Source organism: [Bacillus] selenitireducens MLS10, from assembly GCF_000093085.1.
Lineage (GTDB): Bacteria > Bacillota > Bacilli > Bacillales > Salisediminibacteriaceae > Salisediminibacterium > Salisediminibacterium selenitireducens.
In genome coordinates, this window is record NC_014219.1 from 1,001,546 (window position 1) to 1,018,677 (window position 17,132).

Genomic DNA, 17,132 nt, shown 5'->3' on the forward strand with positions numbered 1-17,132 from the left:
TCTATTCCACAAGTTGTCTTTTGTAAAAAAAATCATCGGTCTTGTCATAGTGGTAATACTGCTGAATGCTCTATTTATTGTGTGGTTGGCAGGTTCTTATGTGAATACACAAAACCGTTCGATGCTTTATGAGCAACTTGAACTTGAAGGAACACTTGTCACACAGTCGATTGATCATTTTATCGGCATTCATGAAATTCTTGTCGAAGAAATGGCGAATAATCGAATGTTTACAGAGTTCGTAAATCGAGAACCGGATGGATCAGACGTGACTTTATGGGAGGGGTATGACGACATTGTGGGAGATTTAGCCACCAGTGTTGCTCCTTTGGAGGCTGTTCATTTAGTATACCTGGCACTTGAGGACCAAAATCAGTTTGTTTCGAACATAGCAGATACAGGTCCGGAAAATCTGATTATTGGAAATCGTGAATGGTACCGGCAAACCGTTAACGAGGACAAGGTGGTAGTATCCGAACCGTATATTGATGCTCAAACAGGAACACTCGCGATAACGGTGTCAAAGGTGATTAAAGATCAGGGCGGATATCCGGCAGGGGCTGTGGGACTCGATCTTACTTTAGATGAGCTGGTCAATGCTTTTTCGGGGTATGGTATCGGTGAATCAGGCAGAGTATCCGTATTTGATCAATATGGTTCAGTCATTTACGATCCCCTTTTCGGACGATCAGAACAAGTCATTGAAATGCACGAGACTGCAGATCCTGAATCGGAAGAACCTGTTGCGGATGAGACTCATTATTATTTTCTGCATGAAACCGAGTCTTCGGAGTGGAAGGTGATATCCTCTGTGGAGATCAGAGAAGTGACTGCGATGGGACGAGGATTCCTGATGAACGTTGTATTGATTGTTTCTGCTGTTGGACTTTTGGTCATCGGTTTAGCCTATGTCACGGCCAAGCATATGATGTCTCCGATCGTGGAATTGGATGAAACAATTCGGGGGCGCGAAGACACCGAACTTGGATTTGATATTCCCATTTCGATTCTCAGTCGGCATGATGAAGTGGGATCGCTGGGCCTGACGCTCTCGGAAATGAGCATCAGTATTCATGAATATGTCGATGAGCTCCGGATCAGGAACGACGAACTAAAACTCGAAATAGACAATCATATGCAAACGCAGAATGAGCTGCGTTTAATGCTTGCGGTTTTGGCTGAGACCAATCAGGCCTTCTTTATTGTCGACAGTGATTTGCATCTCGTCTATCAAAACCAGGCATCCGATGAACTTGTCAGTCATTATGAGGAGCGCAAAGGATGGAAGCCTAAATCAGTACTTGCAATTCTGGATGTGGACCGATTTCGCAACGAGCTGATCGAGCTTGTTGAGGCAATCAGCTGGGAAACGAGTCTTCTTACTCGAGATTACCAAATATCTGTAAGGGTGATTACTCACAAATCAAAAAAGTATTATCTTGGCATAATTGAAGATGTGTCAGACCGAAATGAAATCATGCAGCTGTTGGATAATTTGCAAACGTATGATGATGTGACGGGTGTCATGCATAAAGACCGTGCATCTGATGAGTTTGCAGAAATGATTGAAAAGAAGCCTGATGTATTTGCCTGCATCATTGCCTGTGATATTGACGGCCTGTCCACGATCTTCAATGCTAAGGGTGAAGCGTTTATTAATGATCTGCTTATGATGTTAAGTGAACGTTTAAGGGAAGTGACCGGGGAAGAAGACATCATCGGAAGATCGACTTCGGAATTTTTAATTTATAAAATTGTCGAAAGTGATCAGGATATATTGTTTCACTTTAAGGAGATGGTAGCTTACTTGAACCGACGCTATCTTGTTCAGGGAGAAGAGGTGTATTTACCCCTGCGTTTTGGAATCGCAACATACCCTGACTTTGGAACTTCGATCCATCAACTTACTGAATTTGCGATCACAGCATTGAACTACAATAAATTAAACAGCGAACAAAAGAAATATTCTTTTTATGAGGACGGGATGAAGGACCGCAGCGAAGAAGAATACCGACTCTATACAAGGCTGTCTTTTGCAATCGAACGTCAGGAACTCTCCCTTGCACTTCAGCCTCAAGTTGATGCACGAACCGGAACCATCATTGGATTTGAAGCACTGATCCGCTGGACACACGAAGGTCAGCCGATCAGGCCTGATCAGTTTATTCCGGTAGCTGAAAAGTACAACTTGATGCTGACGATCGGTGACTGGGTTATGGAGGAGGCGATCCGAATGAACCGGGTGCTGATCGATTCAGGTAAATCCCTGCCCATTTCAATCAATGTCTCTGCTGTTCAATTCAATGATCCGCTTTTGATCAGTAAATTGCAGGATAGTCTTGAGCGATACCGTGTTCCTGCTGAACTAATCAAAATAGAAATAACAGAAAATACTTTAATTAATCATAAAGAAACGTGTATCGAAAAACTGTCTCTACTTCATCAACTCGGAGTTAAAGTATCGATCGATGATTTCGGGACGGGTTACTCATCGTTATCTTATCTGAGGCAGTTCAAAGTGAATGAGCTGAAGATTGACCGATCATTTATCAGTGGAATTCCGGAGACGGATAATGGAGAGATCACGGAACTGATAATTACGCTGGCTGACAAACTGGATCTGTCAATCGTTGCAGAAGGGGCTGAGACGAGGGAGCAAGTCGATTTCCTCTGTGAGAGAGGAGCATTTACCATACAAGGATATTATTATTATAAACCGCTAATGCTTGAAAATATCATGGAACTTGTATGAGAAGAAAGGGGAGTACGGATGATGGAGTTTCTAGCAATTATGGTAATAATCGCGGCATCTGTTGTACTGTTTGTGGAGAGAAGAAGAACATTGTTTTTTTTCGCTGATTTAAAAAAAGAAAAACTGCCTGACTATGTGATTATCGACGAGGCTTCAGAAATCGTGGAGTCTATGCGAAAAGAGTTGCTCAGGACCACTATTCAGGCTGATCATTTGAGAAATCAAGCAGAGGCGTATCTGAAGATGAATCATCACTTTTTAGGTGTCTGGTACGTGATTGAGCCTGGTTTACTTGGGGCGTCAAGGTATACATCCTATGTGTATCGCGAGAAGGATACATTCAAAGAAACTATCCTTCCGGATGTCGAAAAAGAAGAATTTTACCAATCTCCTTTGGAAAACAGAGAACTAACCGTGCTGGACCCGTTTCTTTACGAGGTTGAAGGCGAAAGCAGACTCATGACTTCATGTGCAGTTCCTGTTACTAAAAAAGGTCGATTGATTGGTGTTTGCGGGATAGACATTGAGCTGAAATCAAAGGCTCCAATCCGCAAGAAGATTTTGAAAAAGAATATACGGCTATTGAACGGTCATCTTGTCAGAAGTGAACTGGTATTGGCACTTAAAGAGGAAGGGGAGTTTTTTCAGTCGCTGCTTAAGGATGTTTCCATGCAAATCGAGGAACAGGTCGACGTTGTCAAGGGCATGACTTCCCGTACCTTGCAGTCGACGGATGAAGTGGCTGTAACGGTCAATGAGATTGCCGAGGCTGCTTCGAATCAGGCATCTGAAACAGAGAAAGGTGCGGCTTCTTTATTAGGACTCGGTGCGATCATTGATCAAAATAACCGTCTTGCCAATCGTTTAAATATAGATTTGGATGCAGTTTTAACGTTTTCAAACAATACGAATCAGGTCATGACAGATCTTGCTCAAATCAATAAACGTTCCCAGGACACGGTCAAAAACACAGAGAAAAATACTCTTGAAAGTCTGAGAACATCTGACGACATCACGAAAGCGACTGTTGAAATTAACACCATAGCAGAACAAACGAATCTTCTCGCACTGAATGCTTCCATTGAAGCTGCCCGAGCAGGAGAAGCAGGAAAAGGATTTGCTGTTGTTGCTGCGGAGATTCGAAAGCTTGCAGAGGGGACGAAGGTGTTCTCGATGGAAATTAATGAAAAAATGGGTCGGTTGAGTGTGCTCAACGAAAAGACGGGTGAATCCATCCGGTCGCTAACAGGCGAAATGGCAAATCAAACTGTTAAGATGGATGAAACAGGCGAACAATATCATTTGCTTCAGGAGAGGTTAGCGGCAATGAGAGCGTCTCTTCAAGAGCTCATGCTTGCAGATGATGGGATGAAAAGTGAAAAAGACAACGTATTGATGGTTATTGAAGGCCTTTCTGCTTTGTCAGAGGAAAATGCTGCGGCGACGGAGGAAGTTGCTGCCTCGACAGATGAGTTGAGTCTTTCCGTCAGACAAACGGAGGAGGCGTCAAAGGAACTGAGTTCGATCATTACCCGGATTGATTTTATCCTCAAACGATTTGAAAAACAGTAACTGTGAGTGTTTTTAGCAGAATATGTGTATTCTTTTCGGATCATGTCGAGCAGGAAGGGAAGAGGTAGACGTGCCTAAAATTGACAAGAAATTAAGATTGGAATTGTTAAGCCTTCAAACGGAGCTAGATGAGACCTTTTGCCGATCCTGTCAAAAAGGAGGCACACCATACTGTTTCAAAGAATGCCCTGTAGGCGAACAGTTGAGAGAAATTGGACGTCAGCTCACACGCCAAACGCTTGAGAGGCAGGAAAAAAAGGAATGATCGGGTGTGTGTAAACATGAGCTGAGATCACAAAGAACGTTATTTTGTATGAGTACGGATCATTTTTCGGCTTGGCAGATCGCCAGCGCAGGTCCTCTTCTTTTTAATACGGATCGAATTCAGATTGTTGAGGTGTAAAAATGAACTATCGTATTATCATGGCTTCTCTGTTTATTTTAACTGGACTGACATTCCTTTTTTGGCAACCGGCGATGAACCATGTGATTGGACCTGTGATCATGAAGCAGGCACATGAAGAACTCTTTGGACTCACGCATGAAGACTACCGAAATAACAGAGAAACCGTCGCGCTTCAAGAGGATTTGTTTGACTATGACAGTGTAGACAGTCTGAACGCATTGTCTGTTTTTATCGATTTGAATCATGAACATGCTATCGGTGAAATCATGATTCCGTCAGTGGATGTCCATTTGCCGGTTCTCCTTGGGACGAATCATGAGGTGCTGAAAGCGGGGATCGGCACGATGAAGCCGGACCAGCAGATGGGCGAAGGAAACTATGCTTTGGCCGGGCATAATTCAAGAAATCCAAATCAGCTGTTCGCACCAATCAGATATATGGAAATCGGGGATGAGATTCATGTTACAGATAAAGATATGATTTATGTCTATCGCATGATAAGCAGGGAAATTGTAGATCCGGACCGGATTGATGTGATAGAGGATGTGGATGGTGTCGTGATGGTTACATTGGTCAGCTGTTACAGCGCTGATGGATCAGATCGGATTATTATTCAGGGTGAATTGGCTGAAACGATTTCTTACGCATCGGTTTCTCGTAATAAGGAGAAATGAGGAAAAGTCTCTTTGACTGAAAACTCAGTGACTGACCATTCAGATACGTCCGATCGTGATTTACAGCGTGTATACGGTACAGCTCGAGAGACGAACCTTATCGGATCATGGGAAAATAAAAGCTTAAAGCAGCCTATCTTCACATCGGAGACAGGCTGCTTTAAGCTTTTATACATGGTTTTCACTCAAGAGTGATTGAGGTGAATAAAGGGTACAGTAAGCATATGGGGTGTTTCTCCTTGGAATGGACGATCATGTCTGAATTCAGGATTGCCGGTTCAGCCACTGCTCATACCATTTGATTATCCCTGGATCAGGGGAAACACCCAGCTCGTCTTTTAGAGTGGATAGTAATTTTTGGAATTGATCATTTACTGAACCTGTCTGCTTATTTTTTGCATAGAGTTTCATGAGCAGGAGATGGATGTCCTCATCCAGAGGGTGGCGATGAAGGACTTTCTGGTATAATTGAACAGCGTCTTCCAAGCTGTTATTCGTTTCGAAATAAGCAGCGAGCTTGATGGATTTATCACGCCATAACGCTTGCTGTTGGGTTCGTTCTTCCTCAGGCCAGAGAAAGTTGCTGTACGTAAGGTAGTCTCCCTCGTAGGAATTAAGAGTTTGCTGCAGGTGGTTTGCAAGATCTTTCGTTATAGTGTCCCCTGAATTTCTGAGTATCTGTTTCCATTCCAATACGTCGATTGTGACGTTAGATGTGACCAGTCGATAACCTTCATCCATATTCATTAAATGTAAATGATCTTTATAAGGCTGAAGTGTTTTTCGAATATGATAAATGATGGTGTAAAGCTGTGAAAATGCCTTTTCGATCGGATAATCGGTCCAAAACACTTCGAGAATTTCAGCTTTTGACACCGTCCTCTTTTGGTAGTGAAGCAAATACAGAAAGACTTCTTTTGCTTTTCCTGTACGCCAGCGGATTTCGTTGTTCGTTCCTGACTGGTCTGTGATGCTGATGCCGTTTTTTAAAAGAATATGGAGTTTATGCTCCGATGACTCCAAAGCGGGTTCAGGCAAGTTGTCCTGTCTTTCTTTCACACGCGACAGGGCCTTTGTGAGACGCTCAAAGTTCATGGGTTTGATCAAGTAATCTTTTACTCCAAGTTCAAAGGCTTCAACGGCAAATTCTCTGTGACCTGTTACAAATACAATATCAATTTCCGAATTGATCGCAGATATCTCTTCTGCTAATTTTAGTCCCTGCATATCAGGCATTTCCATATCCAAAAAAACCGTCTCTGTTGCATTGTCTTTGTCCTTAAGAAACTGAAGGGCTTCAGTGGCTGATGAAAAACACTGAATATGATGATTTGGATTATCTCTGATTAACAGTGCTTTGATATAATCAAGAGCCAATTGCTCATCGTCGACGGCAACAATATTCACAAAACATCACCTCTCTGTCGTATTGGTTACATATGTGCACAATTTAACATAGACGACCAAAAGGTATTCTATATTACTATTATACTTTTATTTGTCGGAAAATACAGAGTTTTTAATAAAAACATGAAAATCGAGAGTAATGCAAATAATAACACTGATAAAAGTAATTATTTTCTCTCGGAAGGAAAAAATCTAATTAAATGAAGCGGTGTGTAGGATAAATGATGTAAAAGTGTCGTATTTGGATTACAAGAACAACGGCGAATCATATAATTTATCGTATAAGACACTAATGCAAATAGTATATTTCTTATATCCATTGATTGAAGAAGTTTCATATACAGTAGTTGATTATAGTTGGAGTTCAGATAGTGATATCGCTGAATTCTTTGGTGGGCACGAATTGGAGGATGTAATAAATTCCATTTCAATATATTGATTTTTAAATAGATTGAAATCCAGATGCTTTAGTTTAGGAATCTTGGCGCGAATCCTCCCTATTTCCATAGTGAGATAAATCGTGTCCTTTGACTTTATGTATTTATTTGGTGTTCATCAGTTTATTTTTGATCTACCGTTAGTATGGGTAAGATAAACTTAAAACACGCGAGTACGTGGATCAACAATGTTAATGATCACATAACTAAGGTTCTATAGAGCGCTGCACTTAAAAACTGTAATTACGGTAACATGATGGCAGGTCAATGGCGTAGTATTGCATTTAAATCTGAAAACGAGATTGAGAGTCTTTTTGCTAAGTAATGAAGATATAATGGGAACATTCTATATGTTTTTTAATTTCCTTAAGCAGGGGAGAGATTTGCGTGAAATCTGTCAAGTCCAAGGTTATAAATTTAAAACAACTGGTTTTAATCATCATTAATGCGAGTATATTTCCGCTTATCTTTAACCAACATACAGAAAATACCAATAAATCAAATTTAGTCTTTTCATTAACGGGAACAAAGTGACATTTGATGATGCTGAACCGTATTTAAACGAAGCCAGGCGAACGATGGTTCCTGTTCGTTTTGTATCCGAGAATTTAGGCGCAGAGGTGACATGGAATGCAAGTGATGGAAGTGTGTTGATTTCAAACAGTACTCAAGAAATCTTGTTATATATGAACAGTCGTGAGCTTATTTATAACGGTGAGCGTAAGAAAGTGGATACAGATACGGTATACTCGTCGATTTATCAAAGGAATTTTGTTCCGCTGCGGTTTGTAAGTGAATTTCTTGGTTCTAAGATCGACTATACAAGGGCATCAAATGGTCACTTCACTATTTATTTAAATAAGCCGCAGACAGAGCATTCGTATATCTCTCCTGAACTGACAGAGCAAAAAAACGTTGAGGCTTCAAACCCTTTGACGTCATTGGAGACGATTATGCCTGGCGCATCATTTGAAGAGGTTATCACGTTACTTGGAGAACCCTATCGTAAAGAAATTCATAATTTAGGCTATGAGTGGTGGATATATAATCATTCGCTGTCAGAGTATATTCAAGTTGCTGTTTCAGAAGGAGAAGTCCAAGAATTATATACACTGTCAGATCAATATATGATACATGACGTATCAGTGAATGATTCATTTAAACGCATTACAGAGGATTTCACCATGGAACCGTCCATTAATGTGGAGGGTCATAGGGTTGCATATACAATGAAAAACCCTGTTGGCGAGGAGGTTGAAAGCTATTATGCCCGAGTAGATAAACATATCGTGAGGTTTTATTTTGATTTACATGAACAAAGACGTTTGACTGGTATGCGTGCAATGAATGAAGATACATTTGTGAAAACGAGCCCTTTCGGGTTTACCTACTCTTTTTATTCTGACGCACAATTCATGCACGAGGTGGAACCTTTGCCCTTGCATCGGCAAAATCAGTTGAATCGTGCTAACGAGCGGATTATGTTTGATATTATGAATGTGAATCGATACAAACGCAATATAGGGGTGTTAAAGCTGCGTCAAGACATCAGCCGTGTGGCATACAATCACTCAAAAGATATGCGAAACTTTGCGTTTTTTTCTCATGAATCTGCCTATTCGGGTTACCCTTGGGACAGGATGAAAGCAGCGGGTTTACCTACAGAGGTTAACGAAAACATAGCCAGAGGGTTTGATGACGCGATCAATGCCAATGCAGGTCTAATGAACAGTGAAGGTCACAGAAAAGCGCTGCTGAATCCGTCCTTGAACGAAGTGGGAGTCGGTGTATCAGGTTCTTATTATACTCAGAAATTTATCCGATGACGATGACTCTCTATCTTGATTTCTATTACGTATCAAGATTTTATTCATGATCTTAAGTTTATGCTTGTATAAGCCCTTCCCCCTCAAGAAGAGCTTATACAAATGTGAATTTCCCGGCAGGGCTCACAATTGTTCTTCACCTCTAGAGAGAGCTCATTTGGGTAGGGGAAGTAATCTTTGAACTCAATCTATTGAAGTGAACAACAACATGTAATAATGCTTGTGATATGTTCTTACTGTCAGTCCGCAATCGGTTATGAACGGCAACCACAGACCTTCAGAGCAAATCACTATTTTCCTTATCATAAACCATCATTACTATACATTTTCTTAAAATGTCTTTATTTTATGCAACGGGAAACCGGTTCGAATATTTTTTTCAATCAAGCGAGGACTGTGAGGCCGTTCATTAATACGATTTGGAAATGGGCTTCAGTCACCCTGCTTGATTTGAATAAATTGGAAGAGTGTTAGCATTAAAACAGAAAAATAATTGAAGATTTTCAATACAGCTTTGAGCCAAAGCCGGGAAGTATTTCTCCATGTGTATGATCTACATCTAAACCCCTTGGAATCATGTTGAGATTACTGTTAGTGTTTCTGATCATTGATGACAAGAGAATAAGTTACTGTTCATTACAAATTGTTTTGATCTTGATTTCGAAGAAATGTTAAATCGAATACTCAAAAAGACCGCATCCAAATTTACGGGTGCGGTCTTTTCTGATTCATTTGGAATGAAGTCTTCTAAGGGTCATTAATCATTCGGAAACCCTATTTGAGAGATGTATAGAATTTGTTTAGTGGAGATGTGATAGGCTTATTCAGACATAAATAACGATATATGTATCAATTGAACCTTGAACTTTTAGTTTGTCATAAATTAGAGAGGAGAATGACTAATGCTGCGAGTCACCATCATGTTTCATATTCTGCTCTTTATTTCGGTTCTGCTATTCAATGGCGGAAATCAGAGGGATGATGCCGATGAGGTTTTTGTCATAGATGTATTAGGGCAAACGGAACGGGCTATGGAACAGGTTCACTCTTATCTAATGACCATCGATACATTCCAACAAATGGACTTCTTGTCCGAAGCCACAGGAATCCGATCGAATTACAATCAGGTTGTAGAGTTTAATGCAGATCCTTTTCATGTAAGGCAGACAGTAACGGAAAAACTTGAAAAGCTCGATGTATTCGGAGCAACCGTATACGAAGCTCCGGTAAAACACTACCGGATGAGTTTTGATGAAAAGAAGGGATTTTCAGCAGAAGAACCAAGAAGAAAGACATGGATGCTCTATGCAGATGAGGTGGCACAAGATCCTCTTTATTCGGTTGAAGTTCAAATGAAAGAGCTGCAGATGCTTCAATTATTTCATCATTATGCAGAATCTGTAACCATCGATGAGTTTAACGGACACTATATTATTAAATTGACAAATGAATGGATTCAAGAAGAGGATTTAGTGGATAACCTGAGTTCTCTCGTTCGAAATACTGACAGTTCAACAGATGATTTGGATCTGCTGGAGGCTTACCCAGATATGGGCATACAATATTTCGAGGCTACTCTTTTTGTGAACCGGGACACTTTTATTCTTGAAGAAGGGATTCTGAGTTTATATCTGTACTTGGACATGATCGATCAGGAGATACTGGCAAAGAGAGTAGTTGAAATGAAGTGGTCTGAACTCAATCGCTCGTTGCAAGCCCAAGTACCGATGGAGGTCATTCCTCATTCTCGTAAAGCCTTTCAAGACTGACAATAATCAATTGATTTGATTCTAGCAAAGAAAGGTTGATATGATATGGAACTACCCAACGGCATTACTGGTTATTTTGATTCTTTAAAGAATTGTCCACCTGAAATGAATGGCACAGAATTCAAAAAAATATGTAACTGCGCGGTATTACGAAAAAGAGGGCGTATGATTGATTTTATTCCTCCTTATTATCCTGCTAATTTTTACTATGCCTTTTTGGAAGTGGGGGGAGAAGCGGTTTATGTTTTAATGAACCGCCATTATCCTTTCCTTGCATTTGCATCACAGGTTGAACTTGGTTGTATTGAATTTAAAAACCCCCCTTTATTACTAATCGAGGAGTTTGAGCCATATTATTTTGTCTTGACTACAGATATACTCAATTCGCCACTTCCTGCGAACGCACTGGAAAACTCGGACTTAAATATCGCAGAAAAAAAAGCCGTTGAAAAACATAGTGTTTCGACATACGGAGGCGTAATTTTCAATTGTTGGGATTAAGCTGGATTCGGATGTGCGGTTCATCGGATTATTTGATAAATATAGAATTTGCTGAAAAACTAAAAAATCAAATCATATCAAAACATGAGGAGATTTTCTTAAATGGGGTTGCATGAGGTTTTGAAAGTAATGATAAATTGTCTTAATCTGAAAAACACGTCTCAGACAAGTCCGAAATGCTGTCGCAGGGAAAAGGCAACTTGGCATATAAGGATACATGCGTAATTAAACGTTCCGACAAATATCGAGTGCAGGATTCAGGGTTTTGGTGTATCTTCAATCACAGAATAACTTTAAAACAAGCATCCGTGCAGTTGAAAATGTTACGGATGCTTGTTTAAGGATATGGGTATTTGAGAGGGAACTAGCGAGTATCTCTCTTCAGTGAAATAAGGGAGTAAGAACGAGGCCTTATCGAGCTCTTTTCATACAGAATCAAAAGGCTGATGTTACAGTCTGAAAAACCAATCTGCACCAGACTGGCCAGCTTGCCAGCTGAAGTATATAAAACCGGCGAAGGCGGCAATAATGCAAATTGTCATAAATAATTTGACTAACAGATTTGTGAACTTGTACTTGTTTTTATGTTCGTTTGTCTCCTCAAGTAATACTTTACTCTGCCTCATGATTTACATCCCCCTTTTTATTTATTGAAACATGATGAATACCAAAGAGAATATCTTCAGCGTCTGATGATTTTTACGGATAAGTCATTCCGGTAAGATTTGATCACTTCATATTCGTGTATGGCACTTTGAAAATCCTTGAAGTTAAATTGAAAACGGACATTTTGGTGAATTTTTGATGAATCAGTAAATTCATTACCATCACTATCTAACACGATCAATAAGTAGTCATTCATTGTAAAACCCCCTTTCAAAGCGGATTACATCAAACTTTATCAGGTGAATCTTTACAAAATCTTTTACGCTTTTCTGATTTGCGAAAATGCAGTTCATTGTTTAATTGTAAAAGAAGTGTCTGAATAAGGCGCTGACTGGCGGGTATTCAAAATAGAGTAGGGTAACAAATCTTAGGACAACTACATCATTCGAATGCGTATTTCGATGGCGTTGGCGATTCGGAATTCATCATCGGCTTTCGGTCTGCGCAAATGTTGTTGATTTCGAGGATCAGGTTCAAGGGATTCTTATCTTTGACAGATTGATCAGGATCATCGTTAAAGAATGAGGTGTTGTAATGTTGAATCCGACTCGTTCCAAATAAAATCCTCATTTAACAGTCCTGAATAACACTTGTAAGCGGAGAGTATCCTCCGCAACAGCGATGTGGTGAACTGCGGGCGAGCTTGCGCTTCGCACATGATATGAGTGGACCGCACAGAGGGTATCAGATTGTCGGACTTGAGCCGGCGACTACGAGGGGTATTACGATGATCAGATTGAACGCTGGATAAATGGCGAATACCACAGGAGTGATATGCAGAACTGGGAGACGGTGCATACGCTGTACCTCATGGCAGAAGGATAGACCAATTTATATTATGAAGGAACAAGACCCCTGGGGATGAGCTTCATGTCCCAGGGGTTTTTCTAATCAGTGAAGCTGGTCGGCCTGGGAACCATTTTTTCTTGATTCTTGACCGGCATGCAGATGCAAAATGGAAATAGTGGGTAAGCCAACACAGTCATTCAAAAAAGAGAGTTTTTTGTTGACTTTTGTCGAATAAACGCTATATTTAGGAGTATATAAAGAAGTCTATTTTTTCCAAAGGGGAGATGGCTGAATGAATCATCAAAAAATGTACCTGCTGCTTGTGCTTTTAGGTGTCTTTGTGCTGTTTCATCTGCTTTTGCCTCAGATGTTTACGATCATGAACGTTGTCTTGACTGTTGTGGCCGTGCTGGTCATGATGGTGAACCGGACGAAGATCAATTTTATGATCCTTATCGCCGTCTCTCTCATTTACGGATTCGGATTGACTCTCTACTCTCAGATGGAACAGATCTTCAACGAAGGACAGTATCTGTTTATGGCGAGTCATCTTCTTATGACGGCAACGCTGGTGATCCTTTGGTTACTGATTCACTATGCCCGAACGGTGGCTGATGAAGTAAATGTGATGCGGGAGAAGATCGCGCTCCTTGAAAAATATGAAGAGGGGGGAAGGGCGCTGTCTTATCAGGAATTTGTCGAGAGGGGTACATCGGTTGAAGTGGCGATGAAGCGACGGAGTGAGGAAGGCAGGCTGATTCATTTCCGGATGCATCCTTCAGTACCCGAACAGACGGTTAAATCACTGCGGACAGCGTTTGTGGATATTTGTCTGGACTCTGTCAGAGATGATTTTGACCTCGTGCATGCCCTGTCTGACCGTGAGGTTGTCGTGTTGCTTCAGAATACGGACCATCGGGGTGTAGACGTGGTGAATAACCGGGTGAAAGAACGTATGCACCAACATTTGAACTTTCGTGACCTCCCTTATTCCTTTGAGGTTTTTCCGGTGGGATCTCTGATGGCGGCACTGGACTCGGTTTCTGGAAAACAGGGGGCCTGAGATGAATGTGATCCTGATTTTAATCATGAGTTTCTTCTGGATGCTTCTTCTGTATTACTCCACGTTGACGATTGCCGGTATCTATTACCGGGTCAAAAAGAAATCCCCTGTTACGCTGGATCGGTATCCGTCTGTCAGTATTCTGATTCCTGCTCATAATGAGGGCATTGTAATGGAAGATACGCTGAGTGCGATGAGCAGATTAAGATACCCCGGTGAATTGAATGTGTATCTTTTGGATGACGGTTCTACAGATGATACGGCTGACATTGGTTCGGCTTTCGCGCAGGTGTTCTCAAGGATTCATCTGATCCGGGTTCCGGACGGGGAGCCAAAAGGAAAATCCCGGGTGTTGAATTACGGCTTGTCCCTGATTGATTCTGAGTACTTCCTTGTGTATGACGCCGACAATCAGCCTGAGTCAGATGCAGTGATTCAACTCGTTCATGCGGCGGAATCGACAGAAAAGGCTGCGGGTGCCGTCGGGTACGTCAAGACACAGAACGCCGACACGAACTGGCTGACGCGAATGATCGCACTGGAATTTCAAGTGTTTCAGCTTTTGATGCAGAGTGGCCGCTGGCAATTGTTTCAGCTAGGGTCTCTTGCCGGGACGAATATGCTTATTCGTAAGCAGGTGATTGATGATTTGGGGGGCTATGATGTGAATGCCCTCGCAGAGGATGCGGAATTGACGATCCGTTTGACGTCCGAGGGGTATTTACTGCCGGTTGTGCCGGAGTCCCGTACCTGGGAACAGGAGCCGGAGACCATTAAGACGTTCATCAAGCAGCGGACACGCTGGCTGATCGGAAATCTGTATTTATTGGAAAAGGTCTTTTTATCGACAAAGTTTTGGCGGCGAAAGGCGTTCTATCATGCGATTCAGCATGTGACGGTATATCTCTTTTTTGCTTTGCTGCTGCTTTTTTCACATGTATTTTTCGTGTTGAGTCTCTTTGGTTTGATTACACCGGTGTACGCGGCTCCGATACTGATGTTCTGGTTTATGAGTTATGTCGTTTATACGTCGCAGCTGATCGGTGCGATTGTCACAGATGAAAATGTAACGCCGGTAAATGTGTTCACTGCGGTCATCATGTATTTTACCTATGCACAACTTTTTGTCATCCTTCTGGCAAGAAGTACAGGCATGTATTTGTGGAAGACATGGATTCGCCGTGAAGTGATTGGTTGGGATAAGACGCGCCGTTTCAGAAAGCGGATGTTCTGATGAAGCGGTATGGCTGGTTACCGGTCACGTTGATGGCTTTGATTATAGCGGGTATTGCAATAACGGTTTATTGGGGGGAACGAGAAGCATTTATGGATCGCGAAATGTGGTTTGGGATTGTGGAGGACTCCTACACATCACCCACCGGCCTCATTCGAACTTACGGCCGGGCACCGGAAGAACAGTATCTCTCTGAAACCGTGGGGCTCTATTTGAAACAGGCCCTCCATGCAGAAGATGAAACACGGTTTATGAAACAGGTTGACGTTCTCAAAGATGAATGGCTTGTGTGGCAAGAAGACGATGTGTTTATTCCCTGGAAGCTCAAAAATGGCGAGAAAGCGACAGTAAACGCGTTGATTGATGATTTGCGTATTATCAGTGTGCTCAGAGAAGGGGCTGCATTCTTTCAGGACGCTGCTTTAGAAGAACTGGCTGAAGACTTATTTGCGACAATCGAGCGGCTGCAGTTAACTGAAGAGGGGTGGTTGGCAGATTTTTATGATTGGACTTATGGATTATCGAGCGAACGGCTGATTTTAAGCTATGGGCAGGCGACACAAACACAGGCATATACTACGATTCTCAGAGAAGCTGCGGACAGGATGGATCCTTTCATACCTCTTATATACGACCGAACGGAAGGAACTTTTCTTCCTCAGGAAGAAGTGCATATGGTCGATCAGTTTCTGATCTTGATTGAAATGGAGCGACAGGGTCTCGACACAGCATCGTTTCATGAGTGGCTGAATCAAGAGTGGACGAATGAAGGGGTTATCAGTGGCCGGTTCCGGTCTGCGGATAGTTCAGGGAACGGTATTGAATCCGTCTCTGTTTATGTTTTGATGATGACTTACGCGGAACTGCGGGGAGACCGGGACCTTGCCGACGTCGCAGACAAACGGCGAACAGCCCTCAGTGCTTCCTTCGATAACTTTGAAGACGTTCATTTTTTTGATCTCTACGGCTTTATTGAACCGTTTGAGTATTGATACCTGTGCAACCATCATCAAACAGGATCGTCGCCTATTTGTTGATGGAATCTTTTTTCTGTGCTGATTCGACAGGGGATCTTGTCTGGAATGGCGAAATAGTTATGTGAAGAACGATTGAGTCAAGTTTCGATGGAATAAAGGGAGATGATGGGATGACGAAACCGGTTATTACGGTGATTGGCAGTATCAATATGGATATGGTGACAGAAGCAGAGCGGGCGCCGGATCAGGGTGAGACGCTCATGGGTACCGCCTTTCAGATGATCCCCGGCGGTAAGGGGGCGAATCAGGCCGTTGCCGCGGCAAGGCTCGGGGCGAGGGTCTCGATGATCGGGGCTGTCGGGGACGACCCTTTCGCAGACGTGCTGACAGAGAATCTCAAACGAGAGGGCGTCGCAACGGCGGGGGTAAAGCGTGTATCCGGCGTCTCTTCAGGTGTCGCATCCATCGTCCTCTCTGAACAGGATAACCGGATCCTCGTTGTTCCGGGTGCGAACGGGCGCGTGGACAGGGCATTGGTGGACGAAGAGGCAGAACGGATTCTTGCGAGTGACCTCGTTATCATGCAGCTTGAAATCCCGCTTGACACCGTGATATATGCCGCGAAGCTATGTAAGGACAACAATATACCGGTGCTTCTCAATCCTGCGCCGGCCCATGTTTTGCCGGATGAACTTCTTGAGACATGCACGTGGCTGACGCCGAATGAGATGGAGCGGAAAGCGATGGGGGATCTGCCTCAGGCGGTTCTTCAGAAACTGATTGTGACTGAGGGGAAAGCAGGTGCATGTTTTTTCCGGAACGGTATGGAGAAGAAGGTCGCCGGTCACACGGTGGACGTTGTGGATACAACAGGCGCCGGGGATACGTTTAACGGGGCACTCGCGGTCGAGCTCGCAAAAGGAAGGACCGCGGAAGAAGCGATCCGTTTCGCCAACGCCGCGGCGGCACTGTCGGTGACGAAGCTGGGGGCTCAAACAGGGATGCCGACCGAAGCGCAAGTCACGCGCTTTCTCTCGACATAAGCATAAAACAGCTTTC

General features: G+C 42.6%; 13 protein-coding genes. 11 read left to right on the forward strand and 2 right to left on the reverse strand.

The annotated features are described in order from the left end of the window. Positions 1-100: 100 nt before the first annotated feature. From BSEL_RS04560 to BSEL_RS04570, 4 genes are all read left to right on the forward strand, one after another. Positions 101-2,752: a bifunctional diguanylate cyclase/phosphodiesterase gene (locus tag BSEL_RS04560; RefSeq protein WP_177304812.1), complete on the forward strand. Its 2,652-nt coding sequence runs from the start codon at positions 101-103 to the stop codon at positions 2,750-2,752. A gap of 18 nt (positions 2,753-2,770) precedes the next feature. Further along, a complete protein-coding gene (locus BSEL_RS04565; RefSeq protein ID WP_013171829.1) occupies positions 2,771-4,324 on the forward strand; it encodes a methyl-accepting chemotaxis protein in 1,554 nt (517 codons plus the stop codon). Between the two features lie 22 nt (positions 4,325-4,346). Further along, positions 4,347-4,589, forward strand: a complete 243-nt coding sequence (locus BSEL_RS18340; RefSeq protein WP_083769511.1) for a zinc-finger domain-containing protein — start codon at positions 4,347-4,349, stop codon at positions 4,587-4,589. Between the two features lie 140 nt (positions 4,590-4,729). Further along, the gene (locus BSEL_RS04570) at positions 4,730-5,404 is read left to right on the forward strand and encodes a class A sortase (protein WP_013171831.1); all 675 of its coding nucleotides are present in this window, start codon (positions 4,730-4,732) and stop codon (positions 5,402-5,404) included. A 264-nt stretch (positions 5,405-5,668) separates the two neighbouring features. Here the strand turns inward: BSEL_RS04570 and BSEL_RS04575 are convergent, their stop codons facing one another. Further along, positions 5,669-6,811: a response regulator gene (locus BSEL_RS04575; protein ID WP_013171832.1), complete on the reverse strand. Its 1,143-nt coding sequence runs from the start codon at positions 6,809-6,811 to the stop codon at positions 5,669-5,671. Between the two features lie 952 nt (positions 6,812-7,763). Here BSEL_RS04575 and BSEL_RS04580 point away from each other — a divergent pair. The 3 genes from BSEL_RS04580 (at position 7,764) to BSEL_RS04590 (ending at position 11,344) form a co-directional block, all read left to right on the forward strand. Next, a complete protein-coding gene (locus BSEL_RS04580; protein ID WP_408643031.1) occupies positions 7,764-9,074 on the forward strand; it encodes a CAP-associated domain-containing protein in 1,311 nt (436 codons plus the stop codon). A 902-nt stretch (positions 9,075-9,976) separates the two neighbouring features. Beyond that, on the forward strand, positions 9,977-10,843 hold the full coding sequence (locus BSEL_RS04585) for a DUF6612 family protein (protein WP_013171834.1): 867 nt from the start codon (positions 9,977-9,979) through the stop codon (positions 10,841-10,843). A gap of 45 nt (positions 10,844-10,888) precedes the next feature. Then, the gene (locus BSEL_RS04590; protein ID WP_013171835.1) at positions 10,889-11,344 is read left to right on the forward strand and encodes a hypothetical protein; all 456 of its coding nucleotides are present in this window, start codon (positions 10,889-10,891) and stop codon (positions 11,342-11,344) included. 682 nt (positions 11,345-12,026) lie between these two features. Here BSEL_RS04590 and BSEL_RS04595 read toward each other — a convergent pair. Next, the gene (locus BSEL_RS04595; RefSeq protein WP_013171837.1) at positions 12,027-12,206 is read right to left on the reverse strand and encodes a hypothetical protein; all 180 of its coding nucleotides are present in this window, start codon (positions 12,204-12,206) and stop codon (positions 12,027-12,029) included. Between the two features lie 885 nt (positions 12,207-13,091). On the opposite strand from BSEL_RS04595, the gene BSEL_RS04605 reads away from it, so the two are divergent. From BSEL_RS04605 to rbsK, 4 genes are all read left to right on the forward strand, one after another. Continuing rightward, entirely contained in the window at positions 13,092-13,862 is a 771-nt protein-coding gene (locus tag BSEL_RS04605; protein WP_013171838.1) for a hypothetical protein, read from the forward strand. Between the two features lies 1 nt (position 13,863). After that, entirely contained in the window at positions 13,864-15,096 is a 1,233-nt protein-coding gene (locus BSEL_RS04610; RefSeq protein WP_013171839.1) for a glycosyltransferase family 2 protein, read from the forward strand. Next, complete coding sequence (locus BSEL_RS04615) at positions 15,096-16,088, forward strand: hypothetical protein (protein WP_013171840.1); 993 nt, start codon at positions 15,096-15,098, stop codon at positions 16,086-16,088. Before BSEL_RS04610 ends, BSEL_RS04615 begins: the two co-directional genes overlap by 1 nt. A gap of 155 nt (positions 16,089-16,243) precedes the next feature. After that, complete coding sequence (gene rbsK, locus BSEL_RS04620; protein WP_013171841.1) at positions 16,244-17,116, forward strand: ribokinase; 873 nt, start codon at positions 16,244-16,246, stop codon at positions 17,114-17,116. Positions 17,117-17,132 lie beyond the last annotated feature (16 nt).